Source organism: Kytococcus sp. Marseille-QA3725, assembly GCF_054950055.1.
Genome location: NZ_JBUCLA010000001.1, coordinates 1621873 through 1643551 on the forward strand (window position 1 = coordinate 1621873; position 21679 = coordinate 1643551).

The 21679-nt window shown below is 70.7% G+C and carries 21 protein-coding genes, 3 pseudogenes and 1 other annotated feature; of the genes and pseudogenes, 9 read left to right on the plus strand and 15 right to left on the minus strand.

Going from position 1 to position 21679, the window contains the following annotated elements; all coding sequences use genetic code 11:
• Positions 1–122: 122 nt before the first annotated feature.
• On the minus strand, positions 123–2000 hold the full coding sequence (gene dnaK, locus ACY8FT_RS07435) for a molecular chaperone DnaK (RefSeq protein ID WP_462418254.1): 1878 nt from the start codon (positions 1998–2000) through the stop codon (positions 123–125).
• Positions 2001–2257: 257 nt separating this feature from the next.
• Between dnaK and ACY8FT_RS07440 the strand changes: the two are divergent.
• Positions 2258–2928: pseudogene (locus ACY8FT_RS07440) on the plus strand (transposase); the annotation flags it as partial.
• A 27-nt stretch (positions 2929–2955) separates the two neighbouring features.
• Here ACY8FT_RS07440 and ACY8FT_RS07445 read toward each other — a convergent pair.
• The 6 genes and pseudogenes from ACY8FT_RS07445 to ACY8FT_RS07470 all read right to left on the minus strand — a co-directional run bounded on the left by ACY8FT_RS07445 (position 2956) and on the right by ACY8FT_RS07470 (position 7075).
• Positions 2956–4187, minus strand: a protein-coding gene (locus ACY8FT_RS07445; protein ID WP_462418255.1) for an IS3 family transposase whose coding sequence is annotated in 2 segments (ribosomal slippage) — positions 2956–3899 and positions 3899–4187 — 1233 coding nt in all. Because the reading frame shifts where the segments join, the coding sequence is not laid out codon by codon here.
• Positions 3807–3909: a sequence feature (AL1L pseudoknot), on the minus strand. It overlaps the preceding gene by 103 nt.
• 51 nt (positions 4188–4238) lie before the next feature.
• Positions 4239–4826 (minus strand): annotated as a pseudogene (locus ACY8FT_RS07450) (transposase); the annotation flags it as partial.
• Between the two features lie 96 nt (positions 4827–4922).
• On the minus strand, positions 4923–5588 hold the full coding sequence (locus tag ACY8FT_RS07455; RefSeq protein ID WP_462418256.1) for an IS3 family transposase: 666 nt from the start codon (positions 5586–5588) through the stop codon (positions 4923–4925).
• A gap of 142 nt (positions 5589–5730) precedes the next feature.
• A complete protein-coding gene (locus tag ACY8FT_RS07460; RefSeq protein WP_462418257.1) occupies positions 5731–6042 on the minus strand; it encodes a transposase in 312 nt (103 codons plus the stop codon).
• 212 nt (positions 6043–6254) lie between these two features.
• Positions 6255–6485, minus strand: a complete 231-nt coding sequence (locus ACY8FT_RS07465) for a helix-turn-helix domain-containing protein (RefSeq protein ID WP_462418258.1) — start codon at positions 6483–6485, stop codon at positions 6255–6257.
• Positions 6482–7075 (minus strand): hypothetical protein, encoded by a 594-nt coding sequence (locus ACY8FT_RS07470; RefSeq protein WP_462418259.1) that lies wholly within the window; start codon positions 7073–7075, stop codon positions 6482–6484. The genes ACY8FT_RS07465 and ACY8FT_RS07470 overlap by 4 nt, the downstream gene beginning before the upstream one ends.
• A 454-nt stretch (positions 7076–7529) precedes the next feature.
• Between ACY8FT_RS07470 and ACY8FT_RS07475 the strand changes: the two genes are divergently transcribed.
• Together ACY8FT_RS07475 and ACY8FT_RS07480 are read left to right on the plus strand one after the other, a co-directional pair.
• A complete protein-coding gene (locus ACY8FT_RS07475) occupies positions 7530–7799 on the plus strand; it encodes a hypothetical protein (RefSeq protein ID WP_462418260.1) in 270 nt (89 codons plus the stop codon).
• 287 nt (positions 7800–8086) lie between these two features.
• Positions 8087–9271, plus strand: coding sequence for an MFS transporter (locus ACY8FT_RS07480; RefSeq protein ID WP_462418261.1), 1185 nt, complete (start codon positions 8087–8089; stop codon positions 9269–9271).
• A 244-nt stretch (positions 9272–9515) separates the two neighbouring features.
• Here the strand turns inward: ACY8FT_RS07480 and ACY8FT_RS07485 are convergent, their stop codons facing one another.
• Together ACY8FT_RS07485 and ACY8FT_RS07490 are read right to left on the minus strand one after the other, a co-directional pair.
• Positions 9516–10229, minus strand: a complete 714-nt coding sequence (locus tag ACY8FT_RS07485; RefSeq protein WP_462418262.1) for an ArsR/SmtB family transcription factor — start codon at positions 10227–10229, stop codon at positions 9516–9518.
• A 58-nt stretch (positions 10230–10287) separates the two neighbouring features.
• A complete protein-coding gene (locus tag ACY8FT_RS07490; protein WP_462418263.1) occupies positions 10288–10920 on the minus strand; it encodes a LysE family translocator in 633 nt (210 codons plus the stop codon).
• 109 nt (positions 10921–11029) lie between these two features.
• On the opposite strand from ACY8FT_RS07490, the gene ACY8FT_RS07495 reads away from it, so the two are divergent.
• Entirely contained in the window at positions 11030–11392 is a 363-nt protein-coding gene (locus tag ACY8FT_RS07495; RefSeq protein WP_462418264.1) for a DUF1697 domain-containing protein, read from the plus strand.
• A gap of 125 nt (positions 11393–11517) precedes the next feature.
• Positions 11518–12156 (plus strand): maleylpyruvate isomerase family mycothiol-dependent enzyme, encoded by a 639-nt coding sequence (locus tag ACY8FT_RS07500; RefSeq protein WP_462418265.1) that lies wholly within the window; start codon positions 11518–11520, stop codon positions 12154–12156.
• Here the strand turns inward: ACY8FT_RS07500 and mnhG are convergent.
• From mnhG to ACY8FT_RS07530, 6 genes are read right to left on the minus strand one after another with little or no spacing between them, the layout of a single operon-like run.
• A complete protein-coding gene (gene mnhG / locus ACY8FT_RS07505; RefSeq protein WP_462418266.1) occupies positions 12118–12510 on the minus strand; it encodes a monovalent cation/H(+) antiporter subunit G in 393 nt (130 codons plus the stop codon). The genes ACY8FT_RS07500 and mnhG overlap by 39 nt on opposite strands.
• Positions 12507–12827 carry a monovalent cation/H+ antiporter complex subunit F gene (locus ACY8FT_RS07510; protein ID WP_462418267.1) on the minus strand — a complete coding sequence of 107 codons (321 nt, stop codon included), beginning with the start codon at positions 12825–12827 and terminating at the stop codon, positions 12507–12509. The genes mnhG and ACY8FT_RS07510 overlap by 4 nt, the downstream gene beginning before the upstream one ends.
• The gene (locus tag ACY8FT_RS07515) at positions 12827–13435 is read right to left on the minus strand and encodes a Na+/H+ antiporter subunit E (protein WP_462418268.1); all 609 of its coding nucleotides are present in this window, start codon (positions 13433–13435) and stop codon (positions 12827–12829) included. Before ACY8FT_RS07515 ends, ACY8FT_RS07510 begins: the two co-directional genes overlap by 1 nt.
• Positions 13432–14997 carry a Na+/H+ antiporter subunit D gene (locus ACY8FT_RS07520; protein ID WP_462418269.1) on the minus strand — a complete coding sequence of 522 codons (1566 nt, stop codon included), beginning with the start codon at positions 14995–14997 and terminating at the stop codon, positions 13432–13434. Before ACY8FT_RS07520 ends, ACY8FT_RS07515 begins: the two co-directional genes overlap by 4 nt.
• Entirely contained in the window at positions 14994–15476 is a 483-nt protein-coding gene (locus ACY8FT_RS07525; RefSeq protein ID WP_462418270.1) for a Na(+)/H(+) antiporter subunit C, read from the minus strand. Before ACY8FT_RS07525 ends, ACY8FT_RS07520 begins: the two co-directional genes overlap by 4 nt.
• Positions 15473–18388, minus strand: a complete 2916-nt coding sequence (locus ACY8FT_RS07530) for a Na+/H+ antiporter subunit A (protein WP_462418271.1) — start codon at positions 18386–18388, stop codon at positions 15473–15475. The genes ACY8FT_RS07525 and ACY8FT_RS07530 overlap by 4 nt, the downstream gene beginning before the upstream one ends.
• A gap of 192 nt (positions 18389–18580) precedes the next feature.
• On the opposite strand from ACY8FT_RS07530, the gene ACY8FT_RS07535 reads away from it, so the two are divergent.
• The 4 genes and pseudogenes from ACY8FT_RS07535 (at position 18581) to ACY8FT_RS07550 (ending at position 21597) form a co-directional block, all read left to right on the plus strand.
• Positions 18581–19375, plus strand: a complete 795-nt coding sequence (locus ACY8FT_RS07535; protein ID WP_462418272.1) for an N-formylglutamate amidohydrolase — start codon at positions 18581–18583, stop codon at positions 19373–19375.
• Entirely contained in the window at positions 19372–19935 is a 564-nt protein-coding gene (locus ACY8FT_RS07540) for a tyrosine/phenylalanine carboxypeptidase domain-containing protein (RefSeq protein WP_462418273.1), read from the plus strand. The genes ACY8FT_RS07535 and ACY8FT_RS07540 overlap by 4 nt, the downstream gene beginning before the upstream one ends.
• A 122-nt stretch (positions 19936–20057) precedes the next feature.
• Positions 20058–20132: pseudogene (locus ACY8FT_RS07545) on the plus strand (hypothetical protein); the annotation flags it as partial.
• Between the two features lie 256 nt (positions 20133–20388).
• Positions 20389–21597 (plus strand): tyrosine/phenylalanine carboxypeptidase domain-containing protein, encoded by a 1209-nt coding sequence (locus ACY8FT_RS07550; RefSeq protein ID WP_462418274.1) that lies wholly within the window; start codon positions 20389–20391, stop codon positions 21595–21597.
• Positions 21598–21679 lie beyond the last annotated feature (82 nt).

Below are 21679 nucleotides of genomic sequence, written 5' to 3' on the forward strand. Positions count from 1 at the left end.
CGGCCACCTCCTGGGTCAGCGCCCTCGGGGGCGGGGATCCCGCCCCCGAGGGCTCACGGCATCAACCACGGCTCACCGCGGTGAGGCGGGTGGGGCGGACAGGCCGCCCCACCCGCGGTGGATCACTTGGACGAGTTGTCGTCGTCCTCGACGACCTCGGCGTCCACCACGTCGTCGTCGGCGGACCCGGCGTCACCGGCGGCCTGCTCGCCACCGGCCTGGGCGCCGGCGCCCTCACCCTCGGACTGGGCGTACATGGCCGCGCCCATCTTCTGGCTGGCCTCGGACACCTTGGAGGTGGCGGCCTTCAGATCCTCGACGTCGGCGTCCTCCTTGGCCAGCAGCTCCTTGAGCTGGGCCAGGGCGCTGTCCACCTCGCCCTTCTCGGACTCGGGCAGCTTGTCGCCGTTGTCGGAGATGAACTTCTCGGTGGAGTAGGAGACCTGCTCGGCCTGGTTGCGGGCCTCAGCGGCCTCGCGACGCTTGGCGTCCTCGGCGGCGTGCTCCTCGGCGTCCTTCACCATGCGCTCGATGTCGTCCTTGTCCAGGGCCGAGCCACCGGAGATGGTCATCGACTGCTCCTGGCCGGTGCCGCGGTCCTTGGCGGACACGTGCACGATGCCGTTGGCGTCGATGTCGAAGGTGACCTCGATCTGCGGCACGCCACGGGGGGCCGGGGCGATGCCGGTGAGCTCGAAGTTGCCCAGCGGCTTGTTGTCGCGGGCCAGCTCGCGCTCACCCTGGAACACCTGGATGCCGACGGCCGGCTGGTTGTCCTCGGCGGTGGTGAACACCTCGGAGCGCTTGGTCGGGATGGCCGTGTTGCGCTCGATGAGCTTGGTCATCAGGCCGCCCTTGGTCTCGATGCCCAGGGACAGCGGGGTGACGTCGATGAGCAGGACGTCCTTGCGGTCACCCTTCAGCACACCAGCCTGCACGGCGGCACCGGCGGCCACGACCTCGTCCGGGTTCACACCCTTGTTGGGCTCCTTGCCGGTGAGCTTCTTGACCAGCTCGGCGACGGCCGGCATGCGGGTGGAGCCACCCACGAGCACGACGTGGTCGATGTCGTCGACCTTGACGCCGGCGTCCTTCATGACGGCCTCGAAGGGCTGCTTGGTGCGGTCGAGCAGCTTGTCGGTCATCTGCTCGAACTGGGTGCGGCTCAGCGACTCGTCAAGGTGGATCGGGCCGTTCTCCCCCATCGACAGGTACTGCAGGTTGATGGAGGTGGAGGTGGAGCTGGAGAGCTCCTTCTTGGCCTGCTCGGCGGCGTCGCGCAGACGCTGCATGGCGATCTTGTCGTTCGCTAGGTCCACGCCGGTGTTGTTCTTCACGCTGGTGAGCAGGTGCTGGACGATCGCGTCGTCCCAGTCGTCACCACCGAGCTTGTTGTCACCGGAGGTGGCACGCACCTGGATGGTGGAGAAGCCGTCCTCGGGGTCCTTGCTCACCTCGAGCAGGGAGACGTCGAAGGTACCGCCACCGAGGTCGAAGACGAGAATGAGCTCGTCCTCCTTGCCCTTGTCCAGGCCGTAGGCCAGCGCGGCGGCGGTGGGCTCGTTGATGATGCGCTGCACGTTCAGACCGGCGATCTCACCGGCCTCCTTGGTGGACTGGCGCTCGGCGTCGTCGAAGTAGGCCGGCACGGTGATGACCGCGTCGGTCACCTCCTCGCCCAGGTAGGCCTCGGCGTCGCGCTTGAGCTTCATGAGCGTGCGGGCGCTGATCTCCTGCGCGGTGTACTTCTTGTCGTCGATCTCGGTGGTCCAGTCGGTGCCCATGTGGCGCTTCACCGAGCGGATGGTGCGGTCGACGTTGGTGACGGCCTGGCGCTTGGCCACCTCACCGACCAGGACCTCGCCGTTCTTGGAGAACGAGACGACCGACGGGGTGGTGCGGCCGCCCTCGGCGTTCGCGATGATCTCCGGCTCGCCACCGTCGAGGATGGCCATGGCGGAGTTGGTGGTACCGAGGTCGATGCCGATTGCGCGTCCCATGAGGGAACCTCCTGCGTGTCGCGGGTGATTGCTGCGGGCAACTCTGCGGAGCGCTCGACCAGGTGGTCAAAGTGGCGCTCACCAAAGTTGCGTCTGATGTGCTCAACCTGCGGAAGGCATGGTTCATTCCCCGGGGGGTGTGAGGTGGGGCACAGAGGGTGTCGTGTAGACACTCATCACCGGTGTCGGGGACTGCTGAAGGTTTGGTTGACAGCTGATCTGTGGGGACGTGGAGTCCCTGCTGGAAGGATGTCGACATGCCTGCACCCCATCCCAAGGAGTTCCGCGACGACGTCGTCGCGGTCGCCCGCCGTGGTGATGCTCCGATCGCGCAGATCGCAAGAGATTTTGGGATCTCCGAGTCGTGCCTGCGGAACTGGCTTCGCCGGGCCGGCGTCGAAGACGGCACCCGGCCCGGTGTGACAGCCGCCGAGAACGCCGAGCTGCGCGAGGCGAGGAGAAAGATCCGGTTGCTGGAACAGGAGAACGAGGTACTACGCCGCGCAGCGGCCTACCTGTCCCAGGCGAACCTGAAGCTGGGCCAGTGCCCAAAATGACCTACCCGCTGGTCGGTGACCTTGCCGCCGACGGGATCCCCGTCACGGTGACCTGCCGGGTGCTGGGGTTCTCCACTCAGGCCTTCTACGCCTGGTGCGCCAGCCCGGTCAGCGAACGGGGCCTGGTCGACGCCTACGCAATGAACGCCACCTACGAGATCCACGCCGACGACCCCGGGTTCGGGTACCGGTTCATCGCCGATGAGCTCGCCGAGGCCGGACACACCGTGTCCGAACGCCGCGTATGGAAAACCTGCTCCCAGGCCAAGATCGTGTCCGCCCACTCCCGCACCCGGGGGCGGTGGAAGAAGCCCGGCCCGCCGGTCCACGACGACCTGGTCGAACGAGACTTCACCGCAGCCGGCCCGAACTGAAGCGCCCTGGGTTTCGTTCCGGGGTCAGGACGCAACGGGCGCTACGTCGTGGCCATGAGTGTAGGCCGCCTCGACCTCGGTCGGGGTGGCGTAGCCGAGGGCCTCGTGGAGACGCTGCGTGTTCCACCAGTGGACCCACCCCATGGTGGCCAGCTCGACCGCCTCGGTCGACTCCCAGAGCCGCTTGGAGTGGATGAGTTCAGCCTTGTAGAGGCCGTTCACGGTCTCGGCGAGGGCGTTGTCGTAGGAGTCGCCCACGGTGCCCACCGACGCGCTCACCCCGGCTGTGATGAGCGCGTCGGAGTAGGCCAAGCTGACGTACTGAGAGCCCCTGTCGCTGTGGTGGATCAAGCCCTTCCGGCCCCGGCTTGCGCCGGTGCTCAGCAGCGCGTGCTCCAGGGCCAGGAGCGGCAACCCCGCAGTGTGGAGGCTCGACGAGACCGCCCACCCCACGATCTTTCGGGAGTACACGTCGGTGATGAACGCGACGTAGCAGAACCCGGTCGGGATCCGCACGTAGGTGATGTCAGCGACCCAGAGCTGGTTCGGCCTCTGTGCGGCGAAGCGACGTTCCACGAGGTCGGGGCGGGCATCCGACGCGGCGGCTGGCCGGGTGGTGATCGGCTTGCGTCCACGGCGGACACCTTCCAGCCCAGCGGTTTTCATGAGCCGGCCTGTCTGGTCCCGGCCGATGTCCCAGCCCGCCCTGGCCATCGCGTGGTGCATCTTGCGCACTCCGTACACGCTGTAGTTCTGCGCGTGGATCCGCCGGATCTCCTCGAGCAGGAGATCATCTCGCAGAGCCCGCGCGGACGCGGGCCGGGTCTTCGCGGCCCGGTAGCCACGGGAGGTGATGAACCCACACTTTGTCGCGCCGAGGATGCGGCAGATGGCCTCGACCCCGTACTGGTCGCGGTGCTCGTCGACGAACCTGATCATCTCGTCGTGGGGCGGTCGAGCTCCGCTGCGAAGAAAGCCGAGGCCTTACGCAGGATCTCGTTCGCACGTCGCAGCTCGAGGTTCTCCCTGCGCAGGTTGGTGATCTCCTCGGCCTCAGCGGTGCTCAACCCTGGAGCCTCGCCCTGGTCGATGCGGTCCTGCTTCCACCAGTTCCGCAGCGTGTGGGGTGAGATCCCGCCGAGAGCTTCGCCGACGGCGGTGCAGGCAACCCAGCCGGAGCACTGCTCGACACGGACGCGTTCTTCGATGAGCGTCAGGGCACGAGCCTTGAACTCGGGGCTGTACTTCTGGGGCATGATCCGATCCTCCTTGAGGAAGTAGGTCGGAACGAAACCCAGGACGCTTCAGGGTCCGGTGCCGTCGCGGACACCGGTGAGGTCGATGATCACGGTGACGTACTTGTCGCCCTTGCGGGTGTGGCGCCACACGTGCTCGTCGACCCCGACCACGGCCACGCCGTCCAGTCGGGTCGGGTCGTCGATGAGCAGCCGTTGTCCTTCGGCCAGGACGGCGTCGTTAGCGGTGTTCCACGACACCCCGAGTCCTTCGGCGATACGGGCCATGGACAGGTGGCCGATCACGATGCCGACCAGGCCCCACCGCAGCCCGGCGCGGGAGATCTTGGCGCGGGGCTGCGCCGCGGCGGTGGTGTCCTGACGCCACACGTGACCGCAGTCGTCGCACCGGTACCGGCGCACAGTGACCAGCAGCGTGGTGGGGCGCCACCCGAACGGTTCGTGCGCCAGCTCCCTGGTGACGGTGTCGCGAGGAGTGCCCTGGCAGCCGCACCGCCGGCACCAGTCATCCGGCTCGATCACCCGGCACGCGAGCACGGCACGATCAGATTCCAGGCGCTGGCCCGTGGCTTCCAGGCCAAGGGCGTCCAGGCCCGTGAAAGTGGTCAGGTCAGGGCGCGTGAAGGTAGCGTCAGACAACGTCGAGGTCTTTCGGATGGCTGCGTGTAGGAACCTCCATCTTCGGAAGACCTCGACGCCCACCCCCGCACCGACGCGCCAGCCCGCACTACACCCTCAACTGTGAAGAGCCCGTTTGTGGCGATGCACTCGGTCTTGTACAGGCCGATCGTGGACTCCATCAGGGAGTTGTCGTAGGCATCGGCCACGGTCCCGATCGAGGGGCGGATCCCCTCCAGGGCGAGGTGCTCGGTGAACCGGACGCTGGTGTACTGCGAGCCGGCGTCCGCGTGGCAGATGAGCTGACCGGGTGGGACGGGCGTGCCGGACCGGTCGCGCTCCCACAGCGCCATTCGCAGGGGTGTCAGGACCAGTGGGGTCGTCTTGGACGTCGAGGCGTTCCAGGCCACGATCGCCGCGGGCGAAGCAGTCCAGGACGAACGCGACGTAGACGAAGCCCGCCCGGGTGCGGACATAGGTGGGGGCACCTCCCGCTTGCGGGGGAAAGTCGCAGACCCACTTGGTGTCCGGGGCGGCCGCGGCGAAGTCCCGGTCCAACAGGTCCCCGGCGCGGATCCCGTCCTTGGCGGGAATCGTGGTGCGTACCGTGCGCCCGCGGCGGACCCCGTTCATGCCCGCGATGCCCATCAACCGGTGGACCCGGCCGTACCCGACGTCGTATCCCTGCCGGCGCAGGTAGGCCGTCATCTTCCGCCTGCCGTACAGGCCCTCGGGTGTGTCCTGCAGGTCGTGCAGGAGGTTGAGCAGCACCGCGTCCGCCACGTCCCCTGGCGCTCGGGGTGGTGCGGTGGCGCCAGGCCCGGTAGGTCCGCGCGGACACCGGGCACCCCTGGTGGGTGAGGACCCGGCAGACCGACACAGATCGCGTGACCCTCGGCGCGCATCTGGGTGATGAAGTCCATGATCATCGGCTGCGGGGGTCGAGCTCCCCCGCGAAGAGAATCGATGCCTTGCGCAGGATCTCGTTGTCCTCTCGGAGGCGTTTGACCTCGGTGCGCAGCCGACGGAGCTCCTCGAGATCCTGGGTGGTCGGACCGTCCTTCTGGCCGGTGTCGACCTGGTGCTGGGACACCCAGCGGCGCAGGGTCTCGGGGCTCACCCCCACCTGCGGGGCCACCAGCAGCACAGCCTTGCTGATGGATCCCTCCTGCGGCAGACGATCCAGCGTCATGCGGATCGCGCGGGCCTTGACCTCAGGGTCGAACTTCTTGGGCATGGGTGCATCCTTCCGGACTCAAACCGGAGCGGCATCCAACCCGGAACGCTTCCCCGAAGCCTCGTCATGGACGTCGCCCTGACGTGCCATGTCGTCCGCGGAGAGAAAGGCGCTCAGCACCTCGGGTGCGTCGTCGGATCGCAGAGGCCTGCGGGACGCATCCATGGGCTCAAGGTACGTGGCTGCCAGACCTGCGCCCCTCGCCATGGCCGTCACCGGGGATCGATCGTGAACAGCTCACCGGGAGTGCAGTCCAGGGCGTCGCAGATGGCGGTGAGGCTGGAGAAGCGCGCAGCCTTGGCCTTGTTGTTCTTCAGGATGGACAGATTGGCCATCGTGATCCCCGTCCGCCGGGACAGCTCGGTCAACGTCATGCCCTTGGCCTCCAGGAGCGGGCCGAGGTGGCAACGGACACGGTGGCCGGATTCCGATGAAGGGCTCACACGAGCCCCGCCGTCTCATCTTCCAGCTCCCGGGTCCGGGAGGCCTGCAGGCCGACCAGGATCAACACAGAGGCGGCGATGACCGGGATGAACGGTGACTGGACAAATGCATCGTAGCCGCTCCTCGCCAAACCAAGATCCTGGACGAGGTGGCTCTCCACCCAAGCGAACATCCAGCTCCCGGCAAGCACGGAGATGACTGCCACCAGCCCCGAGGCGGTGATGGCCAGGCTCCAACGACGGGAGACCGTCGCCTCCCGACCGGCGGCCAGAATAAAACTTGCGTATCCGACGACCAACGCTGCGATCCCCACCGCCAACAGAGTGGCACTGAGGGCGTACAGGGCCACCCATCCCGCACCGGTGCGCGCCGCATCAACCAGCGCGGTCAGCGATGCGTCCTGAATCGCCGCCTTCCCGTCGATCACTCCCCCGGATGCGGCGGGTCGCAACGTGATGGTCATGCGCTGCTCCTTGACCAGGGTCCACAGAGGCTTGAACCACTCGAGGGCTGCCAGCGCTGCGCCGGCACAGAAGATGCCACCCGTGAAGTTGGACAGCTGGGCCTTTGGAGCCTTCGCGAACATCATGCCTCCTTATCGATAGTCGATGTTATCGAAAAACGATAATACACGGCGTCCGTGCGGATCCGGTCACGAACCGGTGCGCTGGCGAGGGCAGTGAGGGTGGTCGGCGAACTCAGCAACGCGCACTCACGACGGCCACGACGCCTGCGCCGCAGACCTAGACGAGCATGGCCCCTCTGGTGACGGCTCCCTATCCAGCCACTTGCAAGCTAACTTGGAGGTGTGGACGAGCCCATCATCGCCCGCTCAGCGCTCAAGCACGGGCTCCACGAGGACGAGATCCTGCACGCCTATCGCAACCCCGATCCGCGCATGGGACCTCGGTGACGGCTTCACGATGATCATCGGCACCAACCGGGCCGCGATCATCCTCGATGTGAGCTACATCCAGGGGCAGCACCGCCGTCGTCATCGTCCACGCGATGCGCGCCCGCGAGAAGTTCCTGAGGTGATCACCATGCCCCGCTCCGTCGAGGAGATCCTGGCCCACGCGGACGAGCTCGCCGTCCGGTTCGAGGGGTACGAGCCCCGCCCGGGCGACGAGCTCGACGTCCAGGCCGTCACCGAATTGCGAAATGCCGTGGCCGAGCAGTCGGCGGCCGAGCGACACGTCATCGAGGCCGTCCGCACCGCCCGGCGAGCGGGGATGTCCTGGGCGAGCATCGGGACGTTCGTCGGCACCAGCGGCGAGGCCGCACGCCAGCGGTACACGCGGCTCGTCGCCTGAGCAGGACACCAGCCGCCTGATGGGCGCCGGGCTCCATCGAGGCATGAGCCCGTTCGCCGTCCTCGACCTCCACGGACGCTGGAGCCACCCAGCCGCAGGTCGCGGCAGATCAGGGCGCCGATCGGTTCCGGCGAAAACCGGAGGACAACCAGAGTCCGCTTCTCCTACGCTCGCTCCCATGTTCGTGCCGCGGCCCTAGAGGAACCCGCCCCGACCGACCCCGAGCGGGGTCGGGGTTCACCTCTGCCCGCACCGCGCTGCTGCGCGACGACACGAAAGTCACTCCCATGCCCGGCACCACCCGTGCCGGCAGCTACCGCACCCTGCTGTCCCGCCCCCACGTCCTGCGCCCCGTGCTGCTGGCCGCGGCGGGACGGCTGGGGTACGCGATGCTGCCGCTCCTGCTCCTGTTCACCGTCCGCGACGCCGCGGCATCGTTCACCACGGCCACCGCTGCCATGTCCGCGTTCGGACTGGCCGGCCTGCTCATGCCCGCCAAGGCGCGTGCGATCGACCGGTACGGCCAGGCCCGAGTGCTGCCCGTGCTCGGCCTAGCCACGTTGGTCGCCATCGGGGCCGTCGTCGCCCTCGCCGCGACGGGCACCGCCCTGCCCCACGCGGTCTGGATCGCCCTCGCCGGGGCGGCCGGTGTGGCCGCTCCACCTCTCGGGCCGTCGATGCGGGCGCTGTGGCGCACCATCTCCCCCGAGGACACCGATACCGCCTACACCCTCGACGGCACCATGGAGGAGGTCCTGTGGCTGGCCGGACCCGCGTTGTCCGGTGTGCTGCTCGCCTCCACCGGGCCCACCGCGGGGCTCGCCATCACACCGCTCCTGCTAGTGGTCGGATCCGTCGGTCTCGCGACCTCACCCTGGCGGCCCCGACCCCACGCGGCGGAGGACCGCTCCTCGACCCGCTCCGCCCTGCGCTCACGTGCCCTCTGGCCGGTCCTGGTCACCATGGCGCTCACCGGCGTCTCGACCGCCCTGGTGCTGACAGGGATCGCGGCAGCAGCCGATGCGGTCGGTCACCGGGGGCTCGCGGCCGTCGGGGAGGTCTCGCTCGGGATCGGAGCCGTCCTCGGCGGACTGTCGTGGGGGCACCGGCGGCCCGCCTGGAGCGCACGCCGCAGTGTGATCACGCTGGTGCTGTTCTGGTCAGCCACCGTGGCAGTGGTCCGGGTCCTCGGTATCAGCGCACTCTCCCTCCCCCTGCTCACCATGGCGGGAGCGGCCTCGGCACCCGTGTGGGTGCTGGCCTACGGGGCGGCGGACCGGGCGGTCGATGAGTCGGAGCGCACCGAGGCGAGCACCTGGGCGACCACCACCGCCAACCTCGGCTCCTCAGCGGGGACCGCGCTGACCGGCGGCTTCGTCGCCACGGCCGGAACCCTGAGCCCCCTGGCCGCGGCGGCAGCGGTCGCCGTCGCCACGGCCGGGGCCACGCTCACCTGGCCCCGCAGCAGGTGAGACCGACCTCCCCCGATTTGGCCTCGCCCGCATCGTCACGGGCCGGCGCGGCGGCCTGGTTCGGCCGCTCCCGCATCGTGGCGGTGCGCCCGGCGGGCGAGCACGGTCGTGTCATCCGACCCGAGGAGGAGACATGACCGCCATCCGCTGGGAGCGCACCCGCCCGTCCGACCCCACCCGTCAGCACCAGCCCGCCGAGGGTGCGCCGGCACACCACCAGGCCAGCAAGGCACCGGCGCAGCGCTCAGGCCAACCCGGGCGCCGAGCGCTGCAGCAGCACGTCCGCAAGCGTGGTGCGCCGGTAGAGCACGGCCCTCCCGTCGCGGCTGGACGTGACCAGGCCGGCCCGCCGTAGCAGCGCCAGGTGCTCGCTCACCGTCCCAGCGCTCAGCGAGAGCGTGCTCGCGAGCTCGGTGGTGGAGCGGGGAGTCCCGGTGGCACGCAGCAGCTGGGCCCGGGTGCGGCCGACCACGTCGTCCAACGCCTGCTCGGCCTCGATCTCGTCGGCGGCCCAGAGGTTGCCGGCCCCCAGCGCGGGGTAGATGACCGTCGGCGTGATGGGCTGCCGCAGCCCGATCACACCGCGCGGCATCGCGAAGATGCTCGGGTGCAGGAGCAACCCGCGGCCACCGGGGACGCGCTTCTGGTCCAGGCAGTTGCCCTCCACCTGGAGCACGGCGGACTCCCCGAGTGAGACCCGCGGGCTCAGCTCGGTGAGCAGCTGCGCGATGCCCACCCGTGCCAGGCGGGCGGACCGCTGGGCGATGTCCGCCAGCAGCAGCCGGATGTCCGGGTCCGGACGGGTGGCCAGGCGCTCGCGGGCCTGCCGGACCCAGGTGCGGTGCAGCCCGGTGGTGTCGTGGTGGAGGACGCGCACCGACATGGCCAGGTCCTGCACCCGGCTCGTCACGAAACGCACCTGCGCGAGATCGGTGCTGGTCAGCTCGAGTTCGGCCACGCCGCGGAGACTAGACCTCCGCCTCGGAGACGCCCACCATTCGGCGGCAGCCGCAGCCTCAACGGCTCAGCGCCAGCCGGGCCCCGAAGGCCACCAGCACCGTGCCGGTGACGCCGTCGACCGCCCGCTGGGCGGCCGGCTTCTGCAGCAGCCCGCGCACCGCGTGCGCCCCGACGATCACCAAGCCGAAGAAGAGTGACGTCTCGGCCACGTGCACCGAGGAGAGCAGCAGACCCATGAGCGCAGGTTCGACGCCATCCGCCATGAACTGCGGCAGGAGCGCGACGTAGAAGGCACCGATCTTGGGGTTGAGCAGGTTGGTCAGCAGCCCGCGCCGGAAGTGCTCGACGGCGCCGCCCCGGGTGCTCGGGACCGCGTCGAGGTCCACTGCGTGGTTGCCACGGAACACGCCCCACAACATCCGCAGGCCGAGGTAGACCATGTAGACCGCCCCGACCAGCTTCAGGACGGTGAAGGCCGTGGCCGATGCCGCCAGCAGCGCGCTCACCCCGACAGCGGCGGCCACCGCCCAGGCCAGGATGCCAGCACACACGCCCATCCCGGTCGCGGCGGCAGCCCGTCGTCCGTCACGCAGGGCGGCCCGCAGCACCAGCGCGAGGTCGAGCCCGGGCGTGACGGTGAGCACCGCGGCCACGAGGGCGAAGGAGACCAGGGCGTCGGTGAGGGTCACCGGCACATGATGCAGCCCGCCCGCCGATGCCGAAAGGTCTGCGCCGTGTGCCGCGCCTCACCCTCCATCTTCCGTCGGGTCCCGCCGGCCCCCACGCCACACTGGCCCCATGAGCACCTGGATCGGCTTCCTGCGCGCGGTGAACCTGGGGGCGCGACGGAAGTTCCCGATGAGCGACGTCGTCGCCTGCGTGGAGGGCCTGGGGTTCACCGACGTGGCCACCCACCTCAACACCGGCAACGTGCGGTTCTCCACCACGATGCGTTCCCGCGAGCGCATCACAGAGAGACTCGAGGTGGCGTTCGCAGCCGACCGTGGGTTCGACGTACCCGTGGTGCTCCTCACCCCGGCCGAGGTGCGGGAGGGGCTGGAGTTCCCGGGCGAGCGCGTGGTCGTCCACGGCCCGCAACCGCACCGTGCTGACCGCCATCTCCGAGAAGTGGCGCTGAAACCCCCGCCCACAGATGGATAGGGGGCTGCGGGGGTGATCTATCGGCTGATAGGTCGACCGAGGCGGCGCCGAGACGTCCTCACCCTGAGGACGGTGCCGTCGGTCCCCTCGGACGTCTGCAGCTGAGGCGGTGACACAGTGGGGCGATGCACACCCCCTCCCCTGACCTCTGGCCGCTGGTCCACGCCGAGCGCTGGGCCCTGATCGACGACCTGGCCGCCCTTGACGAGGCCGCGTGGGACACCCCGTCGCTCGCCGAGGACTGGAGCGTCCACGACGTCGCAGCGCACCTGGTGGACAACGCCCGCACCACCCCGTGGCGCCTGACCCGCGCGATGGTGGCCGCCCGCGGCAGCCTGGACCGGCAGAACCGGGCCGGCGTGGACGCCGAGCGACGCCCGACCCCGGCGGCCACGCTCCAGGCACTGCGCTCGGTGGCCGGCCGCACCAGCGGCCCGCCGACCTGGCTCGCACCGGTCGCGAGCCGGCTGGTGGAGGAGATCGCCCACGGGGAGGACATCCGCCGCCCGCTGGACATCCGGCACTTCTACCCGATCCCGACCGTGCAGCGGGCACTGGCGTACCAGCTGCGCACCCCGGCAGCCCTCGGCGGCGCCCCACGGGCGATGCAGCAGGTCACGCTGGTGGGCACCGACGCGGCGGTGACGATCGGCGAGGGGCCCGAGGTGCACGGCCGACTGCTGGAGCTGCTGATGGCCGCGACCGGTCGCCCGTGGCGCCCCGGCTCACTCACCGGTCCGGGCGTCGCGCTCCTCGAGGGCTGAGGACTCGCGTTCCTCCTGCCGGGCCAGACGCTCCTCCCACCGGTGCGCCACCGGCCCGGCGGGGTCCGCCTGACCGATGCGCAGCGCGGCCCGACCGGTCATCTGCGCCGCGACCGGCACCGTGACCAGGTGGAAGAGCACCAGCAGCAGGAGCATCCCGAGATCACCGGGGGCGTCCACGCGCAGCCCGATGCCGAGGGCCGCGAGCAGCACCCCGAGCACCTGCGGCTTGCTGCCGGCGTGCATGCGGGTGAACAGGTCGTGGAACCGCCAGAGGCCGAGGGCGGCCGAGAGGCAGAGCACCGCACCACCCAGCAGGCAGAGCAGCCCCACGACGTCGAGCACCTGGGTCATCGCGCCTCCTCCCGGTCGGTGGACGCGCTCCCGCTGATCTCCGGGATCACCGGGGCGTCCTGCGGGCGCACGAACCGGGCCACGCTCACCGTGGCCAGGAAGCCGATGACCGACAGCGAGATGAGCACCGGCAGCGTGGTCGTGTGGCGGTCCTCGGCGGCCTCGGTGCCCAGCGCGCAGATGAGCACACCGGTGAGCACCTCCATGGCCACGACGCGGTCCAGCATCGAGGGGCCGGTGACCACGCGGGCCAGGGCCAGCCCGGCGGCGACCGCCAGCAAGCCTCCGATCAGCCAGAACAGGACGAGCTCCACCATCAGGCACCTCCCTTGTCGCGTCGCGCACCCCAGAGGGTGGAACAGCCCTCCAGCGGGTCGCCGGGGCCACGGGCCAGCACCTTCTCGCAGTGCGGGTCCAGGGCGCGCAGCACCAGCTCCTCCTGTCGCCACACGCGGTGGCGGAAGGCCTGCTGCTCGGCCTCGGTGTGCACCCGGAAACCGTGGATGAGCAGGGTGCCCACCTCGCGGTCGACGTCCAGCACCACGCTGCCGGGCACGAGGGTGGTCATGCCGGCCGTGGTGGCGACGAAGAGCTCGTCGGTGGACCGCAGCGGCACCTCGAAGAGGGAGCCACCCGGCGACCGCCGACTGGTGAACACCGCCCAGGCCACCGATGCACTGGCCACGACGAGGTCAACCAGGAAGTGGCCGCCCAGCCGCAGCAGGGCCACCGGGCGGAAAGCCAGCGGCACCTGCAGGCGGGGCAGCGGGAAGAACAGGCACACCAGCACCGCCACCAGGACACCGCCCAGCAGGGTGATCCCGTCGGGAGTCCCCCAGAGCAGCACCCACACGGCGGTGAGCAGGACCACGGCCCTCAGGTCCACCCGGTCGCGCAGGGCCCGGCGCAGGTCGGCAGGCATCATCGCGGCATCCCCTCGGGGAAGACGGCCTGGTTGTAGACCACGGTGTCCAGCAGGTCGTGCGCAGCACGGTCGGTGAACCCGTAGACCGGGCCGGCGGCCACGGTCAGCGCCAGGCCCACCCCGATGAGCAGCACCGTCGGCACCACCACACCGGGCACGAGCGCCTCCGAGACGTCCCGGTCCTCCGCCCGGCGGGTCGGTACCTGACGACCGTCCTCGCTGAACGGCTCGCGCCAGAAGGCGCGGGCCCAGGTGCGCGCCAGCGCGTACAGCGTCAGCAGCGAGGTCACCAGGGAGGCCCCCACCAGCGTCAGCGGCAGCCACCCGCCGGCCACGATGCCGGCCTCCACGAGTCCGACCTTGGCCAGGAACCCGGAGAACGGCGGGATGCCGCCGAGGTTCAGGGCAGGCACCAGGAACAGCAGGCCCAGCAGCGGCGAGGTCTTGGCCAGCCGGTCCAGCCGCATGGACGAGGTGGTGCCGCCGCGCCGCTCCACGAGCCCCGCGACGAGGAAGAGCGAGGACTGGATGACGATGTGGTGGACCACGTAGAAGATCGCCGCCGAGAGGCCGAGCTCCCCGCCCAGCGCGATGCCGAAGACCATGAAGCCGATGTGGCTCACCAGGGTGAACGAGAGCATCCGCTTGATGTCGTCCTGGACCACCGCGCCGAGGATGCCCACCACCATCGTGAGGGCCGCGGCCACCAGCAGCATGGGGCTGACGCGGTCGTCGGGGAAGAGCAGCACCTCGGTGCGGATGATGGCGTAGACACCCACCTTGGTGAGCAGGCCGGCGAACACCGCGGTGACGGAGGCCGGTGCCGTCGGGTAGGAGTCCGGCAGCCAACCGGACATCGGGAAGATGGCCGCCTTGATGCCGAAGCCGAGCAGCAGCATGAGCTCCAGCGCCAGCTTGGTGTCGGCGTCGACGTCCGCCAGCCGGTAGGCCAGGTACGCCAGGTTCACCGTGCCGGCCGCCGCGTAGACCAGCGCGATGGCGGCCAGGAAGACCAGCGAGGAGACCAGGCTGACGGCCACGTAGTTGACGCCGGCGCGCACACGCTCGCGGGTGCCGCCCAGCGTGAGCAGGACGAAGCTGGCGGCCAGCAGCATCTCGAAGCCGACGTACAGGTGGAACAGATCCCCGGAGAGGAAGGTCGTCGACACTCCCGCGGAGAGCACCAGCAGCGTGGGGTGGAAGATCGGCATCGGCGCCTGGCCGTCGTTCTCCTCGTCGAAGGACGACCGCCCCTCCCCGATGGAGAAGAGCACCACCGCCAGGGTGACCACCACGCTGACCAGCAGCATGAGCGAGGCGAGGCGATCGGCCACCAGGACGATCCCCTCGGTCGGCGCCCAGCCACCGACCTGCACCACCTGCGGCCCCCGGGTGTCACTCAGGTGCACCAGGACGCAGGAGACGGCCAGGCTGATCACCAGCGCCGTGACCGTGATGAGGCGCTGCAGGCCGGTTCGGCGGGTGGCCACCAGCGTCATGCCGGCGGCCACCAGCGGCACCACCACCGGCAGCGGGACCAGGGCCTCGGGCGCGGGGATCATGCGTCCCCCCGCTCGCCGCGCCGCGTCCGCAGCGGGATGCCGTCCGTCGCGGCGGCCTCGATCTCGTCCTCCGCGTCCACGTTGGAGCCCTCGCCGAACACCTCGTCGGTGTAGCTGTTGGCCTCCGCACGACGGGAGATGCGCCGGCTCTCGGCGTCGGTCTGCACCACGTCGGTGTGGCTGAGCTGCCAGGAGCGGTGCGCCATGGCCATGACGAAGGCGCTCATGGCCAGCGAGATGACGATGGCGGTCAGCACCATCGCCTGCGGCAGCGGGTCGCTCATCAGGTCGGGGTCGTTCAGCCCCACGATCGGGGCCCGCCCCGGGCGTCCGCTGGCCACCAGGAAGAGCAGGTTGACCGCGTTGCCCATGAGGAGCATGCCGAACAGGATGCGCACCAGGCTCCGGGACAGGAACAGGTACACACCGCAGGCGGACAGCACGCCGATCAGCAGGCACAGGGTGAGGCTCGGGGTCATCGGTGGGCCTCCCGGTCGGGGTGGGACAGGGCGGTCGTGATCTCGTCGTGCTCGTCGGCGTCACGGTCCAGGGCGGAGCCCAGCGAGGTCAGGATGTCCAGCAGCAGCCCCACGACCACCAGGTAGACCCCGATGTCGAAGGCCGTCGAGCTGACCAGGTGGAGCTCGCCCAGCGGGCCCAGGTGCAGGTCCGTCGACCAGGTCTGCAGCACGTCCCCGCCGACCAGCAGCGACACGAGGCCGGTGCCGGCCGACAGGAACAGGCCGGTGCCCAGCAGCCAACCGGGCACCACCGGCAGCGCGGCCCCGAGCTCCGAGCGGCCACCGGCGAGGTAGCGCAGCAGCAGACCCAGCCCGGCCACGAGCCCGGCCGCGAACCCGCCGCCGGGGTGGTTGTGACCGGCCAGCAGCAGGTAGAGGGACCACACGATCACGATGTGGAAGACCAGCCGGGTCGCGACCTCCAGCATCAGCGAGCGGCCGCCCACGGGCAGGGCCCCGGCATCGGGGATCCAGCGGGCCGCACCGTCGTTGGCGGTGGCCAGGTCGCGGCGGCGGTCGCGGGCGTCGCGGACGCGGTCCCAGCGGGTGCTCGCGCGCTCGGAGTGCAGGAAGACCAGCGAGGCGACACCGGTGGCGGCCACGAGGACCACCGACAGCTCCCCCATCGTGTCCCAGGCACGGGTGTCCACGAGGATCACGTTCACGATGTTCGTGCCGCCGCCGTACTCCTTGGCGCGCTCGGCGAGCGCCCCGGGGTCGGTCGGGACGGTGCGCACGGCCGAGGCGGTCATGGCCAGCATCGTCATGACGGCGCCGACCGCGATGCCGAGGGCCCAGCGCAGGCGGCGGTCCAGCGCGGTGGAGAAGTCGCGGAACTTGACCGGCAGCCTCCGCAGCACGAGGACGAACACGGCGATCGAGACGGTCTCCACGAGCACCTGCGTCAGCGCGAGGTCCGGCGCACCGTGCAGCAGGAAGAGCATGGCCGCGCCGTACCCGGTGACGCCCACGAGGAAGACCCCGCGCAGACGGCGACGCGAACGGGCCGCCGTCACGGCCGCCAGGGCCACGATGACGGCGACCGCGACCTGCGCGGGCGAGTCCGCGAGGCGCACCTGCTCCGGCCAGGTGACCCCGGTGACCAGGGCGGCGCCGGGCAGGAGCACGAGCACCCCGAAGACGAGCGCCAGGTTGAGCTCGAGCGATCCGCGCTGGGTGAAACCGGTGAGTTCGTTGGCTCCCCGCTCCACCGCGCGCACGGTCAGGCGGTAGCCGGTCTGCGCCGAGAGCAGCGGCGGAGTCGCACGAGCCACCCGCAGCACGCTGGGCGCGGCCAGGACGAGCAGGACACCCAGCCCGACGATCACACCGGTGAGCGCCAGCGGGATGCCCACGTGCGGGACGAAGGCCAGGTGGATGGGCTCGACGGACTCCGGCCACCGTCCCGCCGCCGGGGTCAGCCAGTGCTCGAGCACCGGCGCCAGGGGGGCGAGCACGAGCCCGGCCAGCGCGAGCAGTGCCGGCACGGCCGTCGCCGCCAGCGGCTGGGACTCCACGGGGGTGGGCCGCTGCGGTGCAGGGGTGGTGTCCGTGCCCGGGGCGTCGTCACCGAGCCCCACCAGCAGGAAACGGGCGCTGTAGGCGAAGGTCAGGGCCGACCCGACGACGACCACCACCAGGCCCGTCAGCTGCAGGGCGCCACCGGGGGTCGCACCACCGTGCTGCAAGGCCCCCACCGCGGCCTCCTTGGCGACGAACCCGTAGAGCGGGGGCAGCCCCGCCATCGAGGCCAGGGCCAGCACGCAGGACCAGTAGGTCACGGGCATGGAACGACGCAGCCCGCTGAGCAGGCGGACGTCGCGGGTCCCGGTTGCGTGGTCGATGGCGCCGACGGCCAGGAACAGCGCGGACTTGAACAGGGCGTGCGCGACGAGCAGCGCGACCGCGGCCAGGGCGGCGTCACCGGTGCCGGCGCCGGCCAGCAGCCCGAGGAAGCCGAGCTGGCTGACCGTCCCGTGCGCGAGCAGCAGCTTGAGGTCGGTCTGCCGCAACGAGCGCCAGGCCCCCAGCAGCATGGCCGCACCGCCACCGACCAGCAGCGCCCACCGCCAGGTCGGCAGGTCGGCGTACCCCGGGGCGAGGCGGAGCAGCAGGTAGACGCCGGCCTTCACCATCGCGGCGGCGTGCAGGAAGGCGCTCACGGGGGTGGGCGCGGCCATCGCACCGGGCAGCCAGAAGTGGAAGGGCACGAGCGCGGACTTGGTGGCGACGCCGACCAGGATCAGGGCCACGGCGACGGACGTGGTCAGCGTGGCCGCCGGCGGGTGGGCGACCAGCTCGGACAGGCGGAGACTGCCCGCCTCCTGGGCCAGGGCGACAAGCCCGGCGAGCATCGCCAGTCCGCCGAAGGTGGTCACGATGAGCGCCTGCGAGGCGGCCACGCGGCTGGCACGCAGGTGGGAGCTGTGCCCGATGAGCAGGAAGGACAGGACGGTGGTGATCTCCCAGAAGATGTAGAGCACCAGCACGTCGTCGGTGGTCACCAGCCCGACCATCGCCCCGGCGAAGGCGACCATGCAGGCGGCGAAGCGGCCGAGCCCCTCGTCGTCGTCGGAGAAGTAGGCGCTGCAGTAGACGAGCACCAGGGCCCCGACCACGCCGACCACCAAGGTCAGCAGCCAGGACAGGGGGTCGAGGCGGAAGGCCAGGTCCATGCCCAGGCTGGGAACCCACTCGAAGGTCTCGCTCGGCGGGGACTCCCCCCGGGCGGCCACCGAGCGCGTGAACGCCCACACCGCCGTGCCGGCGGGGACGGCCGCCAGCGGCCAGAACGCGTGGCGCCCCAGACGGGCGACGAGGAACGGGGCCAGGAGGGCCGCGAGAGCATGCAGCGCAACAGCGACGATCATCTCCTGCGCTCCTCTCGGGTCGTCGTCGGACGGCGGCCACTCGGAGTGCGGGTCATGGCGAGGAAAAATCACCTAACCCGGCGTTATGCGTCTCCGTGGGGGGAGCACCAAGGATAAGGGGTGCGCACCGTCACGCACCTCCGCAGGGTCCAGCGCTGGCCGACCACCCGGAGCTCGGGTAGGCAGAAGGGCATGACGCAGACCCGAACGCACGAATTCGTCGGCGACTGGTCCGGTCAGCTCGTGGGCACCTCGATCCACGGCGGGCACGGACTGCGCCCGGAGACGCAGCAGGCGATGCAGCTCGACGAGAGGACCCGCTTCCGCGAGGAGGACCCCTCCACCGACCGGATCGCGGCGGCCAGCCCCGCCCGGGTGGTGGTGCACCACTCACGTTTCGAGGTGGACCTCAACCGCCCCCGCGAGGAGGCCGTCTACCGCCGCCCCGAGGACGCCTGGGGCCTGGAGATCTGGCACGACGGCGAGCTCGACGCGGACGTGACCGACCACAGCCTCGAGCAGTACGACCGCTTCTACGCCGAGCTCGGCGAGCGCCTGGACGAGGTGGCGGCGCGCGGCCCCTTCGTGGTCTACGACGTGCACTCCTACAACCACCGCCGCGACGGCGCGGAGTCCCCGCCGGCACCGGTCGAGGAGAACCCGGAGGTGAACCTGGGCACCGGCACCGTGGACGCACGCTGGCGTCCCGCGGTCGATGCCTTCACCCGCAGCCTGGAGTCGCAGGAGGTGGGCGGCCACCGGCTGGACGTCCGCGAGAACGTGAAGTTCGAGGGGCGGGCCCTGTCCTGGTTCGTCCACGAGCGCTACCCGGAGACGGGTCTGTGCCTGGCGCTGGAGTTCAAGAAGACCTTCATGGACGAGTGGACCGGTGAGCCCGACGAGGAGCGCCTGGCCGAGCTGGAGCGCGCGCTGGCCGCGACGCACGAGCCGGTGCTGACCGCGCTGCGCGAGGTGGGCAGCCGATGACGGCTGGCCCCGCCCCCCCGAACCGCGACACCGCCGGGGTGCTGGTGGAGGGCGACACCCTCCTCATCAGCGACCGCGCGAGCGTCCCCACCAACCGGGTGGACGCCCTCCTCCACCACGAGGTCGGCACGCACCTGGTGACACAGGTCAACGGCTCCGGGCAGCCGTTGAAGACGCTCGGCTCCGGCCTGGCCGGCTACGACGAGACGCAGGAGGGCCTGGCCGTCCTCGGCGAGATCGCCGTCGGCGGCCTGCCCCCCTTCCGTCTGCGGCAGCTCGCCGTGCGCGCCCTGACCGTAGACCGGATGCTGGAGGGCGCCACCTTCCGCGAGGCGTTCGACGCCCTCGTGGAGGCGGGTGTCCCCGCCCGTTCCTCCTACACGACCACCATGCGCGTGTTCCGCTCCGGCGGGCTGACGAAGGACGCGGTCTACCTCCGCGGCCTGCTGCACCCGGCCCGCATCACCTCCAACTGGCTGCTGGACGCGAGCGCCACCAAGCGCCTGCAGGCAGCCGTCGAGACCGCCGACCTCACCACCCTCACCCAGAAGACGGCATGAAGATCGCCGTCTCCGAGTTCGACGTGGTGATGCTGCGCGCCGACCCCGCCGACGAGGCCCGCATCGAGGAGTTCGTCAACGAGCTCGGCGGCAAGGCCGAGAAGGTGGAGATCACCCCGGAGATGCTGTCGCTGGTGGAGGCCGTGCGCCCCGAGCTGATCGCCGACGGCATGTTCCTGGTGGGCCTGGACATCGTGGGCGACAAGCTCATGGAGGTGAACGTGTTCAGCCCCGGTGGCCTCGGTTCGGCCCAGGAGCTCTACGGCGTGGACTTCGCGCCGGCCATCATCGAGAACCTCGAGCACAAGGTGACGATGCACGGCCACTACGGCCACCAGCTGCGCAACGCGGCCCTCGCCTCCATCTGGCCAGGAGGCCCCCGACCGGTGCGGGTGCGGTGCCCCCGTGCCCGCACTGGCGGGTCCCGCGCCCCGTGCTGTAGACAGGGCCGGCATGAGCACGTCGTCGACCGCGCGCCAGGGCGCGGGCACCGCCGGGTGGGAGACCCGGGACCTGGCCATCGAGCACAACCTCTCCCTGCTGTCGGACTCCCTGCAGTTCCTGCGCGAGGTCTCCCCCGACGACGCCGAGGAGAAGCGCGAGGCCTTTCTCGCCGGTGTGGGCGAGGAGCCCGAGTTCACTTACCGGGAGCCGCAGGTCGACCTGGAGGTGCTCTCCGAGCAGATCGACCTGGTGCCACTGGACGAGGTGACGGACCCGACACTGGCCGCGCTGCTGCGCCGCAGGATCCACGAGATGCGGGTGCAGGTGGAGATGCTGCGGATGCGGGGCACCTCGGTCTTCCGCGACTTCTCGGTGGAGCTCTACGGCGACGTCTCGGACGACTTGTACTCCTTCGCCCAGCACGTGGTGGACGACCTCGAGGTGCCTGATCCGCCTCAGGAGACCGTCGGGGCGGAGGCGCTGCGCGACGCCGCGGAGGCCGAGATCGCCCGCTACCGCGCGGTGGACCCACGGCTGCGCGTCCACACCGAGCTGCGCCCCGACTTCACCGGGGTGGCCCTGCTGGGTGACCGGCTGCTCATCAGCACCGCGGTGCGGGTGCAGCAGCACCGCCTCACCTCCCTGGTGCACCACGAGCTGAGCACCCACCTGGCGACTCAGGTCAACGCCGTCGGCCAGCCGCTGCGCACACTGCGCACCGGGTTGGCGCGCTTCGACGAGACGCACGAGGGACTGGCGGTCCTCGGGGAGCTCGCCGCGGGGGTGCTGACCCCCTTCCGGCTGCGGGAGCTGGCCGTGCGTGCCCTGACCGTGCACCGGATGCTGGAGGGGGCGACCTTCCGGGAGGCGTTCACCACCATGACCGACGTCGGCGTCCCCGAGGCCGCGGCGTACAACACCTGCGTGCGCGTCTACCGGTGCGGCGGCCTGACCAAGGACGCCGGCTACCTGCGCGGGGCACTGAACCTGCTGGAGCACGTCCGGTCCGGCGAGGGGATCGACCTGCTGCTGCTCGGCAAGTTCTCCCTGGACGACCTTCCGGCCGTGACCGACCTGCACCGCCGCGGCCTGCTGGGCCCGGTGAGGGCGACGCCTGACTGGATGGACCTGCCGGACTGGAGGGCCCGCGTGCGGGCTGCGGCGACCGCACCGGACCTGTGCTCCATGACTTCCCCGCCGCCGGGCGCGGTGGACTGACCGGTGGGCGACGGCCGGACCGAGGGGTTCCTTCCCGAGTGGCGCGAGCTGAGCGGGCGGCTCGTCACCTCCCTCGCACCGT

What these genes read in the sequence shown, in the direction of transcription:
- dnaK (WP_462418254.1), bottom strand. Translation starts at nt 2,000, where the DNA reads ATGGGACGCGCAATCGGCATCGACCTCGGTACCACCAACTCCGCCATG.
- ACY8FT_RS07460 (WP_462418257.1), bottom strand. Translation starts at nt 6,042, where the DNA reads ATGCCCAAGAAGTTCGACCCTGAGGTCAAGGCCCGCGCGATCCGCATG.
- ACY8FT_RS07470 (WP_462418259.1), bottom strand. Translation starts at nt 7,075, where the DNA reads ATGATGTTCGCGAAGGCTCCAAAGGCCCAGCTGTCCAACTTCACGGGT.
- ACY8FT_RS07475 (WP_462418260.1), top strand. Translation starts at nt 7,530, where the DNA reads ATGCCCCGCTCCGTCGAGGAGATCCTGGCCCACGCGGACGAGCTCGCC.
- ACY8FT_RS07480 (WP_462418261.1), top strand. Translation starts at nt 8,087, where the DNA reads ATGCCCGGCACCACCCGTGCCGGCAGCTACCGCACCCTGCTGTCCCGC.
- ACY8FT_RS07495 (WP_462418264.1), top strand. Translation starts at nt 11,030, where the DNA reads ATGAGCACCTGGATCGGCTTCCTGCGCGCGGTGAACCTGGGGGCGCGA.
- ACY8FT_RS07500 (WP_462418265.1), top strand. Translation starts at nt 11,518, where the DNA reads ATGCACACCCCCTCCCCTGACCTCTGGCCGCTGGTCCACGCCGAGCGC.
- mnhG (WP_462418266.1), bottom strand. Translation starts at nt 12,510, where the DNA reads ATGACCCAGGTGCTCGACGTCGTGGGGCTGCTCTGCCTGCTGGGTGGT.
- ACY8FT_RS07510 (WP_462418267.1), bottom strand. Translation starts at nt 12,827, where the DNA reads ATGGTGGAGCTCGTCCTGTTCTGGCTGATCGGAGGCTTGCTGGCGGTC.
- ACY8FT_RS07515 (WP_462418268.1), bottom strand. Translation starts at nt 13,435, where the DNA reads ATGATGCCTGCCGACCTGCGCCGGGCCCTGCGCGACCGGGTGGACCTG.
- ACY8FT_RS07520 (WP_462418269.1), bottom strand. Translation starts at nt 14,997, where the DNA reads ATGATCCCCGCGCCCGAGGCCCTGGTCCCGCTGCCGGTGGTGGTGCCG.
- ACY8FT_RS07525 (WP_462418270.1), bottom strand. Translation starts at nt 15,476, where the DNA reads ATGACCCCGAGCCTCACCCTGTGCCTGCTGATCGGCGTGCTGTCCGCC.
- ACY8FT_RS07530 (WP_462418271.1), bottom strand. Translation starts at nt 18,388, where the DNA reads ATGATCGTCGCTGTTGCGCTGCATGCTCTCGCGGCCCTCCTGGCCCCG.
- ACY8FT_RS07535 (WP_462418272.1), top strand. Translation starts at nt 18,581, where the DNA reads ATGACGCAGACCCGAACGCACGAATTCGTCGGCGACTGGTCCGGTCAG.
- ACY8FT_RS07540 (WP_462418273.1), top strand. Translation starts at nt 19,372, where the DNA reads ATGACGGCTGGCCCCGCCCCCCCGAACCGCGACACCGCCGGGGTGCTG.
- ACY8FT_RS07550 (WP_462418274.1), top strand. Translation starts at nt 20,389, where the DNA reads ATGAGCACGTCGTCGACCGCGCGCCAGGGCGCGGGCACCGCCGGGTGG.